This window comes from Paenibacillus sp. ICGEB2008 (assembly GCF_000307675.1).
GTDB classification, from domain to species: domain Bacteria; phylum Bacillota; class Bacilli; order Paenibacillales; family Paenibacillaceae; genus Paenibacillus; species Paenibacillus polymyxa.
Genome location: NZ_AMQU01000022.1, coordinates 164787 through 181780 on the forward strand (window position 1 = coordinate 164787; position 16994 = coordinate 181780).

Annotated in this window: 11 protein-coding genes, 2 pseudogenes and 2 CRISPR repeat arrays; all 13 genes and pseudogenes read left to right on the top strand. The window is 41.9% G+C overall.

The features are described 5' to 3' along the window. Positions 1-2: 2 nt before the first annotated feature. Positions 3-2047: pseudogene (locus C400_RS0119895) on the top strand (hypothetical protein). Positions 2048-2132: 85 nt separating this feature from the next. Next, the gene (locus C400_RS0119900; protein WP_013370788.1) at positions 2133-2885 is read left to right on the top strand and encodes a vWA domain-containing protein; all 753 of its coding nucleotides are present in this window, start codon (positions 2133-2135) and stop codon (positions 2883-2885) included. Between the two features lie 12 nt (positions 2886-2897). Continuing rightward, entirely contained in the window at positions 2898-3734 is an 837-nt protein-coding gene (locus tag C400_RS0119905; RefSeq protein ID WP_016821033.1) for a hypothetical protein, read from the top strand. Positions 3735-3999: 265 nt separating this feature from the next. Beyond that, entirely contained in the window at positions 4000-4809 is an 810-nt protein-coding gene (locus C400_RS0119910) for an SDR family oxidoreductase (RefSeq protein WP_017427968.1), read from the top strand. 243 nt (positions 4810-5052) lie between these two features. Then, positions 5053-6021: direct repeats of the CRISPR family, unit length 32 nt; unit sequence GTCGCACTCTATATGAGTGCGTGGATTGAAAT. A gap of 455 nt (positions 6022-6476) precedes the next feature. Continuing rightward, entirely contained in the window at positions 6477-6791 is a 315-nt protein-coding gene (locus tag C400_RS0119915; RefSeq protein WP_017427969.1) for a hypothetical protein, read from the top strand. Positions 6792-6795: 4 nt separating this feature from the next. After that, positions 6796-9279, top strand: coding sequence for a CRISPR-associated helicase/endonuclease Cas3 (locus C400_RS0119920; RefSeq protein WP_017427970.1), 2484 nt, complete (start codon positions 6796-6798; stop codon positions 9277-9279). A gap of 113 nt (positions 9280-9392) precedes the next feature. Next, positions 9393-10109, top strand: coding sequence for a type I-C CRISPR-associated protein Cas5c (gene cas5c, locus C400_RS0119925; RefSeq protein ID WP_017427971.1), 717 nt, complete (start codon positions 9393-9395; stop codon positions 10107-10109). Then, the gene (gene cas8c, locus C400_RS0119930; RefSeq protein ID WP_017427972.1) at positions 10110-12017 is read left to right on the top strand and encodes a type I-C CRISPR-associated protein Cas8c/Csd1; all 1908 of its coding nucleotides are present in this window, start codon (positions 10110-10112) and stop codon (positions 12015-12017) included. It begins immediately after the preceding gene. An 82-nt stretch (positions 12018-12099) separates the two neighbouring features. Next, the gene (cas7c, locus tag C400_RS0119935) at positions 12100-12975 is read left to right on the top strand and encodes a type I-C CRISPR-associated protein Cas7/Csd2 (RefSeq protein ID WP_017427973.1); all 876 of its coding nucleotides are present in this window, start codon (positions 12100-12102) and stop codon (positions 12973-12975) included. Beyond that, positions 12962-13621 (top strand): CRISPR-associated protein Cas4, encoded by a 660-nt coding sequence (gene cas4, locus C400_RS0119940; RefSeq protein ID WP_017427974.1) that lies wholly within the window; start codon positions 12962-12964, stop codon positions 13619-13621. Before cas7c ends, cas4 begins: the two co-directional genes overlap by 14 nt. Beyond that, a complete protein-coding gene (gene cas1c / locus C400_RS0119945; protein ID WP_017427975.1) occupies positions 13618-14649 on the top strand; it encodes a type I-C CRISPR-associated endonuclease Cas1c in 1032 nt (343 codons plus the stop codon). The genes cas4 and cas1c overlap by 4 nt, the downstream gene beginning before the upstream one ends. A gap of 10 nt (positions 14650-14659) precedes the next feature. Beyond that, on the top strand, positions 14660-14950 hold the full coding sequence (gene cas2 / locus C400_RS0119950) for a CRISPR-associated endonuclease Cas2 (protein ID WP_017427976.1): 291 nt from the start codon (positions 14660-14662) through the stop codon (positions 14948-14950). 181 nt (positions 14951-15131) lie between these two features. After that, positions 15132-15715: a CRISPR direct-repeat array (repeat unit 33 nt; unit sequence GTCGCACTCTGTATGGAGTGCGTGGATTGAAAT). A 795-nt stretch (positions 15716-16510) separates the two neighbouring features. Next, positions 16511-16994 (top strand): annotated as a pseudogene (locus tag C400_RS0119960) (helix-turn-helix domain-containing protein); the annotation flags it as partial.

The following is a 16994-nucleotide window of genomic DNA, read 5'->3' on the forward strand; positions in this document are numbered from 1 at the left end:
TCATGTCTTTTCAACCGAATCCGGGAGACGAATTGATCATAAACGGCACAGCTTATGTGGTTGGACGACATCCCGCTGCACCCGGTTTAGCCTATGCACAAGCAGGGAGGCAGGGAATTGTATACCAGCTGATTGCCAAAAACGGAGCACCGCATGAGGCGAAAGCCTCAAAGTGTTTTTTCCGAAGTTCCGCATCCCGGCTATGGTTTATCAATCTGAGCATATGGAAACATACGGGAACATTCCCGGTTTGCAGGTATGCAAGCGTGATGTGCTCACTCCAGAAAGAAACGGAAGTCTGATCGCTGAGCAGCCTGATTTGCTGTATGCGGTGCTGATGCCATGGGTTCATGGTATGACATGGTTCGATTGTCTCACAGATCAGCGTCAGCTTGAGGCTTCCGATAGTCTGGCTTTAGCCAGAGCACTGGCAGGGATCGGTTCAGCGATGGAGCAAAAAGGATTGGCGCATTGTGATTTATCAGCGCCCAATGTTATGCTTCCGTTTTTTTCTGAAGTGGAACTGCCTGAAGGCACGTCAGCTGTGGAATTGGTAGACGTGGAGCAAATGTATAGCACCAAAATGGATCGTCCAGATGCACTATTGGCAGGATCGCCGGGGTATGCTGCACATCGTACTGTTCACAGCGGATTATGGAGCGCGTATGCCGACCGTTTTGCAGGGGCTATCATTATTGGAGAAATGTTAGGCTGGTCTGACCGTGTGGTGGTCGATAAAGCGTGGGGCGAAAGTTATTTTGATCAACATGAAATGCAGACGCCTTGCGAACGTTATTTTATTTTGCGGAAATCGCTTGAAGCCCGCTGGGGCAGCAAGGTGGTAGAACTATTCAGCCGTGCTTGGGATAGTCAGGATCTAAGCAGTTGTCCTACCTTTGGCGAATGGCTAGTTGTACTTAATGCCGTTACTGAGCAGGAAATTCTGGTGGAGGATACAGAAACGGAGCCAGCTGGGACAGATACAGGAGATCTGGCTGCTATGAGCGGCACTTCCAGTGAAGCGGTACCCTCGTTGGCAACACCTGCTCCGCTCAAGGCTGAACAGGCTGAAATGTTAAATCAGGCTGCCCTAGAGCAGGGAGAGCGTGGAGTAACGGATAAGCTGTTTCGACAGGCGCGTGAACTAGAGCAGCAGAACAAACCTGCTGCAGCGCTGGAAGTATATCGTTCGTTGTATCACTTTGTAGAAGATGGCAGTCCTCTGCATGTAGAAGTGTCGGCTGCGATCACAGGACTGGAGGAGCAGCTGAACCCCAAGATGCCAGAGCAACCTGAGAAATCGAAAGCCTGGTATCGCTCCAAAATGTTTATCGTGACAGCATCGGCCGCAGTCGTTCTTTTGGCAGCGGGAATCCCAACTGTGAGTATTCTTGCGGATCAGTCTAATCAGCGACAAATCGAGGCTGCAAAGCAAGAAGAGGTATTGAAGGCTGCAAAAGCAGCCGAGGAAAAGTTGGCTGCTGAGCAGGAGGCCGCTCAAAAATCGCTAACGGAGAAACAACGGCAGGAAGCTGAACAGCAGGCCAAACAACAGGCTCTTGCTGCTCAAAAGCAACAGGAAGAGCAGAAGAAACAACAAGCCCTGATCGCTCAACAGGTTAAATATGAAGCTTATCTGGCACAAAAGGAACAAAACAAGCAGGCTGCTGCCAAGTTGGCGAAGCAAAAAGCATATGATCAACAGGAAAAATATGAAAAATACCTGGCCTTGAAAAAGGAGCAGGAAGCTCGTGCTGCCAAGGAAGAAGCAGCTCGTAAAGCAGCAGCTGAGTCGGAACAAAAGCGAAAAGATGCTGTACAGGCACGTAACAAGGAGAATGTTCTCCAGCTTATTTCCCTCTATAACAAGGCGTATGCTTCTCAGGAAGGTGGAAGCACCGCGAAGGCCAAGAGCTTTGCCAAACGTTTTAGGGCATTATATGATAGCAATCCTTCTTATTATCGTTCAGTAGGTGAAGTGGGCTATCGGGCTTCCTCTATTTATAACTTTTTAGGAGATACGAATTTTAGACTGCCTAAAATTTGATGTTTCATATGTTTATATAATGTCGGAATGATAGATTAGGAAACAGATACAGATCGAAGGTAACTGAGGGGAGCATGTACAAACCATGAATTATACAATACAGGCTTCACAACGTACTCCCGCCCTGATCATTTACCTGATTGACATCAGCGCGTCGATGAATATGCTGATGGAAGGGCGGCGGCGTATTGACGTTGTATACGAAGCTATATCACTGGCGATCCGACAGATGGTTTTCCGATCGACCAAGGGAAATCGGTTGACTGCGCGCTATCGGATTGCAATTTTGGCTTATAGTGACGACGTATATGACCTGCTGAATGGTGTCAAGGGAATTGATGAAATCGCGGCTATTGGTTCGTTGCCTGATTTGACACCCAAACGATTCTCAGATTCAGCAAAGGCTTTCCTGCAAGCTGAACGTATTTTACAGGCGGAATTACCAGGGATGCAGGATTGTCCTGCACCTTTGGTCTGCCATATGACAGATGGTGTTTCCACAGGCGATGATCCGGAACCGATTGCGAAGCGCATTATGAACATGAGTGTACCAGATGGCAATGTACTGGTGGAAAATATATTTTTATCCGACAGGTTGCTGGAAACGCCTATTCAGGACCCCCGTCGCTGGAAAGGTCTGACGCATAATACGCCTTTGCAGGATGAACATGCTGTGAAACTGCGTAATATGTCTTCTGTGCTTCCTGAAAGCTATCGGGAAATGCTGTTTGAGGCAGATTATCAGTTAGGTGAAGGAGCCATAATGATGCTGCCTGGAACCTGTGCGGAACTGGTGTCCATTGGTTTTCAAATGTCAGCTGCAACGCCTGTACGGTAAGGAGGTAAAAGCATGAATCCACTGCTGTCCCTGCTCCCCACGAGCAAAAAAAAGGGATTGAATGCAAGGCTGACTCAGCAATTTGCTTACATAAGCTCTCAGACAGGCGATCAGCCTTTATCATCTCATCACAGTCGTTTTATGTGTCGTTATGGCTATGGAAGGTCTGCTGAATCTGCCAGTATGGGAGAAAGCGGACAGGATTTTGCCGCAGTACGTATTCATAAATCTGTCTGTTGTTTTGTCTTGTGTGATGGTGTCGGGCTCAGTTACCGAGGAGATTTTGCAGCTCGCTATCTGGGTTCTTCTTTACTGGATTGGATGGAACAGAGACAGGATCTGTCTGCTAATCAATTAAGGGAGTATCTTGAGCGTCTGGCAGGTGCAGCTACTGAGGAACTGGATCGGCAGCCTCTGGATCACGAATCAGGCTTAATGCGTTCAGTATTGGAAGATAAACGTCGACAGGGAAGCCAGTCCATGTATATTTGCGGTAAAATCGAACTGCCGAAACGAGGTACCCGTGGTCGTCTCCGACTTGCCTGGCAAGGGGATTCACGTTTGCGATTGTGGAACGGTACGGAAGAAATCAGCGAACTATTTGATCATACCTTCTCTACTGCGGAACGCTGGTCTACAAGCCGTGGACCGATTGGAGGGAAGCCGCATTGGTACGAAAGAAGCATACCCGCAGATATGCCAATGAGATTACAGGTATACACGGACGGTTTGTCCGATTTAGATCCTATTCGCGAGCCTGTCCCTGATGAGCAGATACAGGTATTACTTGATGCGTCTCATACCGGGGGACTTGATGATGATGCGGCATTTATTGAGCTGCAGTGGTAAATGAATAAGCCAAAGGACGTATGCATCCATATCGATGGTTGTAGAACGTCCTTTTTTGATAGATACATAGAAAACTGCGAATAGGCAAGATATTTACGGAATGTAACGAGAGGGAAGAAGAAAAGATGCACTAATGCGCGAAATATTCGATCTTTTCCTGAATATCGCAAAGGAACAGCAAAAAATGCGCAAAAATGGTGATTATAAAGTATACCCTTTTGGGTAATCTTGTGATTATACAGATTATTGAAAGGGAGCGATACGTATGAGCTATACATATGCAGGAGGCGCGCGCTTTGAAGGCAAAACTGCTCTAATTACGGGTGCAGGTTCTGGTATTGGCAAGGCAACGGCCATTCAAATGGCTAGAGAAGGAGCAAATGTCGCTCTTTTTGACGTAAGTAATGATCGCATTTTGGAGACGGAAAGAGAAATTAATGCCATACGTGAAGGGTCAGCCCGGGCTTTTGACGTGGACATTGCCGATCCGGTGCGTGTGGAAAAAGCAGTGCTGGAAGCGGTTGAATTGTTTGGCGGGCTGCATATCATCTTTGCCAATGCGGGGATTAACGGGGTCGTCGGACCGATCGAGGAGCTGAGCATTGAGGATTGGCGGCAAACCTTGTCTACGAATCTGGATGGCACCTTCCTGACGGTAAAATATACAATACCGCATTTGAAAAAGAATGGCGGCGGCAGCATTATCATTACCAGCTCGATTAATGGAAATCAGCGCTTTACCAGCTTTGGGATGTCAGCCTATAGCACATCGAAGGCAGGTCAAACCGGTTTTGCAAAAATGGCAGCCCTAGAGCTGGCCAAGTTCCGTATTCGTGTCAATGTCATTTATCCAGGGGCCATTTCGACGAATATTGATGAAACCACGGAGAAATCGGAAGGGTTGAAGCAGATTACCATCCCTGTGCAATTTCCCGAGGGAGATCAGCCGTTGGCAGATGGACCGGGACAGCCCGAACAGGTTGCTGATTTGGTAACATTCTTGGCCTCTGATCATTCGCGTCACATCACTGGCGCACAAATTGTGATTGATGGGGCAGAGTCGTTATTGTTTTAGAAAATGGAGTATTCTCTGGGACAGAGAAATGTTTTGTGGTATCTTAAGTGTATTCTTACTTACGGTGCGAATGTGAAGCTCACATAAAAACCCCAGATCCTTCGCACCTCGAAATTTGTCGAGATGGATTTATATTCATTTTATCGTTAGAAGTCAATAGTCGATTCAAGCTTTTTAAGCATCGTTATTTTCGAAATTATAAGGAATTAATACCGTTAGAGTATTAATTCCTGCATTTTCGCTGTCGCACTCTATATGAGTGCGTGGATTGAAATATGCAGCTCCGCGATATACCCATCCCAAGGAACCCGAGTCGCACTCTATATGAGTGCGTGGATTGAAATACCTGCATTCGTGTAGGTGCGTATAAGGTATTCAGTCGCACTCTATATGAGTGCGTGGATTGAAATGACTGCTTCGGCCGGTGTTTCCTCTGCGGCTTTCGTCGCACTCTATATGAGTGCGTGGATTGAAATCTTCAGATCAGCTTCGTAAATGGTCACCATAACCGTGTCGCACTCTATATGAGTGCGTGGATTGAAATCTATACGCAGGAACTCGTCATAATCCTTATCTATGAGTCGCACTCTATATGAGTGCGTGGATTGAAATCAACTCACAGGGCGGCATTCTCTATTTGGAGGCAAGTCGCACTCTATATGAGTGCGTGGATTGAAATTTGTTCATGTATCAGCCTCTCCCCCACTGTTTCGCGTCGCACTCTATATGAGTGCGTGGATTGAAATTGCTGTACTTGTAGCAACTTGAGATTGTCTAATAATCGTCGCACTCTATATGAGTGCGTGGATTGAAATCCGAAACAAAGGAAAAATACTCAAAATTCATTGAGTCGCACTCTATATGAGTGCGTGGATTGAAATTTCCTGGATGTGAATGTACATTTGATGCGTCCAAGTCGCACTCTATATGAGTGCGTGGATTGAAATTCTCTTGTTGTTTGGTTTATTGCCAGGTGTACCAGGGTCGCACTCTATATGAGTGCATGGATTGAAATAACTAAATAAACAACAAAGGACTCCATACTGGTTGTCGCACTCTATATGAGTGCGTGGATTGAAATTAAAATTTTTGGAAAAGGGTAGGGGGCTCAAATTGTCGCACTCTATATGAGTGCGTGGATTGAAATCCCTAGTTCCACCTGAAGAGCTAGAATTTTTTCGTCGCACTCTATATGAGTGCGTGAATTAAAATTATCTATAGTACCTAACTTGCATAAGAACTCCCAGCAGATTCTTCATGATTGTAGCCAAGACATAATTGATATTAAACTTTAGGAATATCGGTTTAGTTATCTTAAAAATATTATTTCCACATGACTATAAAAATATTTGTTTACATAACGAGAATAAATCTAATATGATTAAGAAGTCGTTGAGAATCTAGTGTTTTTAGGCGAAATACAAACCTCTTCACATTAAACAACCATAAGTTCGTAAAATGAAACCTGAGATAGGATACGGAAACCAAAGGCTTTAAATTAAGTAGATAAAAGAGGAGTATGTAGCATATAACGCTACGACAATATATAAAGAATTGTCGATGAATTCACTTAACAACGCAAGTGTTTAAGTGGTTATTCTGGGCTTTGTCGATATTATCTTATGCATGGTCACACATTTAAATATTTGTTCAATGGAGGTAAATAGATGAATTTATTAGCTATTCCTGGTCTGTATTTTTATATCTATCTAGGCATAGGCCTTATCGTGGGATATCGGTTTGTATCTCAGGAATTAACTGAACGTGCACAGGAAAAACGGCAAGACAACGAAGAGGAAAACGATAAGGAACTGTCTGCAGCAAGAGAGGGGCTTTATCAATCTCTACATGATCTTCATCGTTTAATAGGTCAGAAAGGTGTTATTGCTACGATATATATTTTATTTATGCTTTTTTGGCTTCCGTCTTGGTTAGTAATTACTTGGAAAAGGCTATTTACAAAGAAAACTGAAGGAGATTAAAAAAATGGAATATATCGCCCACATACGGGAAAGCAACCAAGAGATTCAAACAGTTGGTGAACATCTATACGAAACCCGACAATTAGCAGAAGTCTACGGTGACAAAATAGGTATACGACATATTACCGGATTAGCTGGTATGCTGCATGACTTGGGGAAGTACACGGAAAAATTCCAAAATTACATACGTTTAGCGGTACAAAATCCTGATAATCCGCCGAAGCGAGGAAGTGTAGATCATTCTAGTGCAGGTGGGAAATTATTATATACTCTCTTTCACATCCAACCTCAAGGTACGTTTGATAAGCAGGATGTATTTATTAAATATGTATTGACCGAAGTTGTAGCAAACGCTATTATTTCACACCATTCTTATTTACAGGATTTTTTAAATCCACAGCTGGAATCTAGATTTTTGTATCGGGTGCGTGACCTAGATATAGAGGGTTTTGAAGATGCAGTAGTGCTTTTTTATAAGCAGGTCATAGACAAATCTGCATTTTTTGATTATGTGAACCAAGCAATGGCTGAGTTGGATCAATATATGAAACGAGAAGGTGAGGTGGATTTTGAACTTAAATTAATGTATTTATCCAAGTTTGTTTTTAGTGCTTTGATTGATGCGGATCGAACTAATACCCGCTGCTTTGAAGAAAAAAAGAGTGCAGGTGATAAAACCAAAGTTGAACCAATGCATCACCAAAAGCTATTTCATGAGTATTACAAAAAATTAATGATGCACATCAAATCCCTGCAAGCAGGCAGTGATGCCAATACACCTATTAATTTACTTAGAAAAGAAATGTCCGAACAATGTGAGCAGTTTGCAAAAAGACCTTCTGGAATACATACGCTCTCTATCCCTACAGGCGGTGGTAAAACACTCGCCAGTTTTCGTTATGCCTTAAAACATGCTGCAACATTTGAGAAGAAACATATCATTTATGTCGTTCCATTTACAACTATTATTGAACAAAATGTACGAGAGATTCGCAAAATAATATTGGACGATGCGAATATTTTGGAGCATCACTCTAATGTGGTCGTGGACGATCATGAAGAGGAAGAGAGCAGTGAGTTCGAAGATGTAGTTGTGAGTACGCGTCAAAAATTAAAGCTGGCTAAGGATAATTGGGATTCGCCAATCATTTTCACCACAATGGTGCAATTTTTAAATGTCTTTTATGCTGGCGGAAGCAGAAATATTCGTAGACTTCACAATTTAAGCGAGTCCGTCATTATTTTTGATGAAGTACAAAAAGTCCCTACTCACTGTATTTCATTATTTAATCAAGCAGTGAATTTTTTGAAAACGTATGCTTACTCAAGTATTGTTCTTTGTACGGCTACACAACCAGAATTAGATTTTGTACATAACAAGCTGGCAATTGAGCCAGACGCTGAAATGATACATGATCTGGATCATGTCATAGAATCGTTTAAGCGGGTTGATATTGTAGATAAAGCAACGGATATGAAATTTAGTACGGAGAAACTCGGCGATTTTGTTGAACAAAAACTTGCTGATGAACAAAGTGTACTCGTTATTTTAAATACAAAAACGGTAGTGAGAAATCTATATCAGAGATTAAAGGAAGGAAACGGTACAGTCCCGATCTACCACTTAAGTACATCCATGTGTCCGGCCCACCGTAATTCTATATTGGAGGAAGTTAAAAATCACCTGAAACATAAAAAACCTGTCATTTGTATTAGTACACAATTAATCGAGGCTGGAGTAGATATCAGTTTTAAGTGTGTCATTCGATCATTGGCTGGTCTGGATTCCATTGCTCAAGCGACGGGGAGATGTAATCGTCACGGAGAGTATAAAAAGAAACAAGTGTATGTCATTGACCATGAGGAAGAGGATCTCAAGAGATTAAAAGAAATCAAAATCGGTAAAGAAATAACTAGAAAAATGTTTATTGACTTAAAAGATGATAAAACTCGCTTTGGTGGAAATATATTATCTGCTCAAGCCATGGAAATATATTTTCAAAAATATTATTCCGAGTTAAAGACTGACTTAAATTATTTTATTCCTAAACTGAGAAAAAACATGACTGAATTATTATATGCCAATCGCATAGAGAATACTTACTATCAATCTTATTGCAAAGAAAATGAGACGATTCTACCCTTACTCTTAGCGAATAGCTATAAGACTGCTGCAGACCATTTTCAAGTCATTGAGGATCATACGACTGCTGTTATTGTTCCTTATGGGGATGAAGAAAAAGAAGGAAAGGAGATCATCGCGGATCTAAACGGACAGAAAAGCATAGAAGATCTTACGGATCTGTTGCGCAGGGCACAACAATTCACTATTAATATATTTAACTATGAGAAAGACCGATTAGATCAAAATAAGGGGTTAGTCTCTTTTTTGGATGGGAAAATATATGCACTAACCGATGGAGCTTATGATGATTGTTATGGGCTTAACCTTGAAAATGACAGTCTGCATCATGAATTTATCCTTTAAAAACACTTCGATTGGGACTCGAGACTTATATTCTACATTGACTGCCCCTGCCAAAAGTAATATTGTGGAACTATGTTTAGAAAATATAGGCATAGAAAGGAGGTATATGCTAGTTGAGAAATGCGATCGAGTTTAAAGTTTATGGTGATTATGCACTGTTCACAGATCCACTAACCAAACTTGGTGGTGAGAAATTAACGTATAGTGTTCCAACGTATCAGGCATTAAAAGGAATTGTCGAAAGTATCTACTGGAAACCCACAATAATGATGGTAGTAGACAAAGTTCGCGTTCTACATGCCATCCGGATGGAATCCAAAGGTGTTCGTCCCATCGAGTATAGCGGCGGTAATACGCTTGCTAATTATACTTACCTGAAAGATCCCTGTTACGAGGTTCAGGCTCATTTTGAATTTAATCCGCATCGTCCTGAGATGGAATATGACCGCAATGAAAACAAGCATCATAATATCCTAAAACGCTCGTTGCTAGCGGGTGGGCGCAGAGATATTTTTCTAGGTACACGAGAATGCCAGGCTTATGTGGAACCTTGTGTTTTTGGTATAGAAGCTGGTTTCTACGATAACTATGGTGACATTCATTTGGGTAATATGGTACATGGAATTAACTATCCAGATGAGACTGGCAGGGACCAGATGGAAGTCCGCTTGTGGAATCCGGTAATGAAGGACGGAGTCATTGATTTTATTCGACCGGAGAAATGTATACAAGTTCGTACAATAGCAAATATGCAATCCAAACAGTTCGATACAAATAACGTTCAGTCCGCGGATGAGTTGCTTGCGCAATGGGAGGGGTGGGGGAATTAAATGAGCTGGTTGTTAAATTTATATGAAACGTATGAATCTAATCTTGATCGTGTAGGTGTGATTGAGAAGAAACATAATGATCGTGAATATACATTATTGCCTATTTCCCACACGACCCAAAATGCGCAGATCGAAGTCGAAGTTACAGAACAAGGTGATTTTCATTCGGCCAAGATTTTGGATAAAAATGAGTTTAGTACATTGATTCCCTCTACAGAAAAATCCGCCAGTCGGGCTGGTTCTGTCATATCCCCTTATCCGCTCCATGATAAATTAAGTTATGTTGCCGGAGATTTTGTAGCATATGGTGGAAAAATAAAAAAAGAAGAGCCATTTGCTGCTTATATTCAGCAGTTAGAAGGCTGGGCTACCTCAGATTATGCCACTTCTAAGGTGAAAAGCATATATCGATACTTAAGCAAGCGCCACTTGATCAAAGACTTAGTAGACAATTTTATTTTATATCTTGATGAGGATCAGAAATTAATAACGACATGGGACAAGAAGTACGAACCTTTACATGGAGAAAAACCACCTATATTTACAGCGGTCCCAGGTGAACAGGAGAGCGTATTCATTCGTTTTAATGTGTACTCTCCAGATAAAGCTTTAGATAAAGTTTGGGAAGATAAAGAGATGTATGATTCATTTGTGGGTTACTATAGTCAGTTGCTTGGAGAAGAAGACATTTGCTATGTGACTGGAAAGCAGCTCCCTAGCACAGACAAGCATGCTAATAAAATCAGAAATTCTGGGGATAAGGCGAAGTTGATTTCTGCCAATGATACGAGTGGATTCACATTCAGAGGACGATTTGCCCACAGTCATGAAGCTGCAAGTATCAGTTATGAAGTATCGCAAAAGGCTCATAATGCCTTAAAATGGCTCATTAACCGTCAAGGTAAAGTCATAGAGCAACGTGTTTTTCTAGTGTGGGGAAATGATGAACCGAGCATTCTGAATTTTACTGAAAATGATAATATCTTTGCAATGGGCTTGCCAGCCAAGGCTAAAGAAATAAAAAGTCATACGAACGAAGAATTTGCTTTTGAATTTGCCAAAGCCTTAACGGGTTATGCCAATACACTTGCTGTCAAATCTAGTTCCAAGGCAAAAGTTAATATTCTTGTACTTGATTCAGCAACAACGGGCCGGATGGCCGTAATCTATTATCGGAATTTGGATAAAAAATTGTATTTTGAAAAGCTTATTCATTGGCATTCCACCTGTGTATGGCTTCATCGCTATCAGAAGGATGAGCAGGGTGAATATTTACAATTTTGGGGTGCTCCAGCAACCAAAGACATTGCCTTTGCAGCATACGGTTCTAAAGCTAATGATAAGCTCGTTAAAGGCTTGATGGAACGAATGCTCCCCTGTATAGTAGATGGTCAAAACATCCCTCAGGATATTGTGAGGAGTGCGATTAACCGTGCCTCTAATCCAGTATCCATGGACAAGTGGGAATGGGAGAAAACACTAAGCGTGACCTGTGCTTTGGTTAATCAACGGGAGGGATACAATGTGGCATTAGATAAAGAAAATATGGATCGCAGTTATTTATTTGGCAGATTGTTGGCGATCGCTGATGTGATGGAACGAAGCGCATTAGATAAGGACGAGAAGCGATCTACGAATGCAACCCGATATATGAGTGCTTTCTCACAACATCCAGAAAGAACCTGGAGGACCATTCAGAATGCCTTGCAGCCACATCAGGCAAGACTTGGGAAACGCTTAAGCTATTATACCAATATGATTGATGAAGTGCTTCACAAAATCCCCTTTAACGAATTCAACAATAAACCATTGACCGGAAAATATTTGTTAGGACTCAGTAGCCAACGCTATGAAATCTATCATAATAGTCATAAAAAAGATCTTGAGGATAATAACGACAACAAATAGAACAACACCATAGACATGATTGAACACCAGGAATCCTAAGTGACTTTAAAAATATGTAGGTACATTAAAGGAGAGTAATCATATGTCTGTGTTGGATCACAAAATTGATTTTGCAGTTGTATTGTCTGTGACGAAAGCAAATCCCAATGGCGATCCTTTAAATGGCAATCGTCCGCGGCAAAATTACGATGGATATGGCGAAATCTCAGATGTCGCTCTAAAGCGCAAAATAAGAAATCGTCTGCAGGATATGGGAGAGTCTATTTTTGTCCAATCTAACGATCGGAAATCCGATGCTTTTAATAGTCTGAGAGAACGTGCAGATGCCAATCCAGAATTGGAAAAATTCTTTAAGGGTAAGGAATCCTCAAGTGATGAATTTGCTAGAATCGCTTGTCGTGAATGGATAGATGTCCGTAGCTTTGGTCAGGTGTTCGCATTCAAAGCTGCGGGTAAAGGAGCCGGAGTTTCTGTAGGGGTAAGAGGTCCTGTATCCATACATACAGCAACCAGTATTGATCCTATTGATATTACAAGTATGCAAATCACAAAAAGTGTGAACTCCGAACCAGGGAAAGAAAGAGGCTCCGACACGATGGGGATGAAGCATCGAGTGGATTTCGGCGTATACCTTTTCAAGGGAAGCATTAATACACAACTAGCTGAAAAAACAGGGTTTACCAACGAAGATGCTGGTAAGATCAAGGACGCGCTAATTTCGTTATTTGAAAACGATATCTCATCCGCTCGTCCCGACGGGAGTATGGAAGTTCATAAAGTATATTGGTGGGAGCATAGTTCAAAACTTGGACAATACTCATCCGCTAAAGTGCACCGTTCTTTGCAGGTGATATCGAAAGAAAACGTAGACGAATCTGACAAATACTTTGATACTCATTATGAATGTATTCTCACACCGCTCGAAGGTTTAAAGGTTCAAGAGTATGCAGGGCTATAACGAAGAAGATTATCTGCTGCTATCCGGTTTACAGCATTTTAATTTTTGTAGAAGACAGTGGGCGTTAATTCACATTGAGCAGCAATGGGAAGAAAACGTAAGGACAATTGAGGGGAATCATTTACACAGGAAAGCCGATCAGCCTATGATTCGTGAGAAAAGAGGGGAGAAACTCATCGTACGCGCATTACCTATACATTCCAGAGAGCTTGGGATTACAGGTATCTGTGACGTAGTAGAGTTTATACGTGATCCTCATGGCGTTCCACTTGCAGGGGAGGAAGGAACATACCTTCCTTTTCCTGTGGAATACAAGCGCGGCAAACCGAAACGAAATGACTCGGATCATGCACAATTGGTCGCACAAGTAATGTGTCTTGAAGAAATGCTCGTGTGTGAGATTTCCAAAGGCTACTTTTATTATGATGAGATCAAACACCGTGTAGAGGTCATCATCACGGCCGCTGACCGAGAGCGTGTGCGCGCAAGCTTGCAGGAGATGCGGCATTATTTTGAACGAAATCATACACCTAAAGCCAAAGCGGGACCACACTGCCTGAACTGCTCACTACATAACATATGTGTGCCCGAGATACTGAGTAAAAAGTCAGTTTCAAGCTTTATTGAAAGCAGGATAGCTGAATGAAAAAACTACTAAATACATTATTTGTGACCATGCCAGATACGTACTTGTCATTAGATGGCGAAAATATCGTAATCAAACAAGAAGAGTCCATTCTTGCACGGTATCCTTTGCATAATTTGGAGGCAGTCTGCACTTTTGGCTATTCAGGAGTCAGTCCAGGCCTCATGGGAGCTTGTGCCACACGCAACATAGATCTAACCTTTATGACGCGAAGCGGACGTTTCCTGGCACGAGTTACCGGGGAAAGCAGGGGAAATGTGGTGCTGAGAAAAGAACAGTACCGCATTTCCGATGATAATAGAAGAAGTGCTCTTGTCGCTAGAAATATGATTATAGGCAAAATATATAACCATAAATGGATTTTGGAACGGGCAACGAGAGACTATCCACTTCGTATTGATACGGAACGCATGAAGAAGGTGACTGCTTCTTTAACCGAAATCATGAAGCAAGTCCGCGAAGTGGAGGAATTGGACATTTTACGCGGTTTGGAAGGAACGGCGGCGGTACAGTACAATTCCGTATGGGATGATCTGATCTTACAGCAAAAAGATGATTTTTACTTCCATGGACGTCATAAGCGCCCGCCGTTAGATAATGTGAATGCCCTCTTATCTTTTGCCTATACACTGTTGTCCAACGATATGAAATCGGCACTGGAAGCTGTGGGTCTGGATGCCTATGTAGGTTTTCTGCATAGAGATCGCCCAGGGCGAGCCTCATTGGCACTGGATGTGATGGAAGAACTTCGAGGAGTATATGCCGACCGTTTTGTCCTTACACTGATTAACAAAAAATTGATTCATGGCAAAGGATTTTACAAAAAAGAAAACGGGGCTGTCATGATGGACGATGATACGAGGAAAATCGTATTGAAGGCATGGCAAGAACGAAAGCAGGAAAAAATAATTCATCCTTATTTGAATGAGAAAATATCCTGGGGACTGGTTCCCTACTCGCAGGCTTTGCTCTTGGCTAGATATATTCGGGGAGATTTGGACGAGTATCCTCCATTTTTGTGGAAGTAGGTGTGAACACTTGCTCATTTTGATTACGTATGATGTAAGCACGGTAGATAGAGAAGGCAGAAAAAGACTGACAAAAGTTGCGAAAAAGTGTGTAGATCACGGACAAAGGGTGCAAAATTCTGTGTTTGAATGTATCTTAGACTCGACCCAGTTCCGCCGCTTAAAATATGAACTTGAAGAATTGATAGACAAAACGGAAGACAGCTTGCGCTTCTACAATTTAGGAGATAACTATAAAAAGAAAGTAGAGCATATAGGGGCTACGGAAGCTTACGATATGGAAAGTCCTTTGATTTTATAAGGTGCGAATGTGAAGCTCACATAAAAACCCCGGGTCCTTCGCACCTCGGAATTTGTCGAAAAGCAATTGAATCAGTTACCATCAGTAAAAGTCAATGGTTGATACAAGCCTTTTTGGCATCAGTTTTTGCGACAATGTGTGAAATTGATATCATTAGAGTATCAATTACTGCATTTTTGCTGTCGCACTCTGTATGGAGTGCGTGGATTGAAATACCAGCTGCAGCCGGAGCTACAAACTGGTTAAGGTAAGTCGCACTCTGTATGGAGTGCGTGGATTGAAATTACCATGGAAGGGAGGTGAGCAACAATGAAAAAGAGTCGCACTCTGTATGGAGTGCGTGGATTGAAATAATCGCGACGTTGACCTCGGACAGATATTGTGTGATTGTCGCACTCTGTATGGAGTGCGTGGATTGAAATATCTAAGGCGTATATCTTCCGCCGTGTTTTATCATAAGTCGCACTCTGTATGGAGTGCGTGGATTGAAATATCTATAATTGCTTCATGTGTTCCTTGAACTAGGTCGCACTCTGTATGGAGTGCGTGGATTGAAATAACATCGTGCGGTACATCCAGAATCACAAGGTTTCGTCGCACTCTGTATGGAGTGCGTGGATTGAAATAATAAAGATCCAGACTTAAATAAAAAAACAGGTGTAGTCGCACTCTGTATGGAGTGCGTGGATTGAAATTCGAAGGCGATACCGCCGAGCAACTACAGTTATACGGGTCGCACTCTGTATGGAGTGCGTGGATTGAAATCGCTAGATGGTAAGAAAACTGCTTATGAATTTACGTCGCACTCTATATGAGTGCGTGAATTAAAATATCTTTCATTGTGCCTCCTATCGGATAAGCTGGTTACGCTCCATGTGAGTGCATGGATGATATGAAAAAGAAGTCTCGTTTCGTGCCCCGCCTAGCAGTAAATAGTGCAAATTTCTTTTTAACGGATTCCTTTTTCGACAAATTCCCCCTTACTTTTATGCAATAATTAACTAACATTACTATGTTGAAGCATAAAATTAACTGGGGAGTTGCTTATGAGAATTTCCATGAGTAAGTTTCTAAAACGCTATGTAACGATTTTATTGAGCTACGCAATAGGTATAGGGTTATTTTACGCTTTAGGATATAAGATGAGCGCTATGGGCATCTATGCAATTTTGACAGGAATTGTGACTGGAGAAATAATCAGCTTCGCATTATTAAAGCGCGAGAAATGAACTTATGTATCCCTTGATTGTATCAATATCAGGGGATTTTTCATGTAATTAAAAGGTCCCGTGAGTTTCCGCATGGGACCTCTATACCATTTGTTGGTGAGAATTCACAAAGGGAAATGAATTAGTCATGTCAACTCATTAAACCTTTTACTTGGATCAATCCAATCATTTCAGGATGTCGCTCGTCTAACATGTCTCAATATGTGTAAGATATGCTGAATTTTCGTTATAAACATTAGTTGCATAATATATTGACAGGTGGTTAATTTTGGAGAAGAATAGAGGGTGATTTTTAAAATTATGGAATTTTTATGTGAAGGGTGGTTATGACTTGAAGCATACACCTACGATTTCAGCGAAGTTTGAGGTTTATCTAAAACAAAATGATATGACGTTGAGTCAATTTGCCGAATATTCAGGGGTTCATCAAAGAACGCTTAGTAATTGGATTACTCAGCATCGTCCTGTTTCTGTCCAGCAGCTTGACCGAATTACTGTGGCTATGGATTTGCTAGAAGGCTATTTTTACGATCTATACATAGAAAATTATATCATTGAACTTTCTCCGAATTTTAGGCGAATCGAGCCATTATTGTATCGTTGTGCGGAGTTGGACAAGCTGGATGCAATCCGTCGAATGGTTGGTCATATTATGGACAATCCGCTGTATGCGTCCAGACTATTTGATATTGCAGAAGCATTATTTAATCAGAGAAGACATGCTGCTGCGCTGCTGCTTTATGAGATTGTCGCAGAAAGTGGAGAAATTATCAGCATTCTGAATGCCGCTTGGCCATCTGTCAATATCGCATATT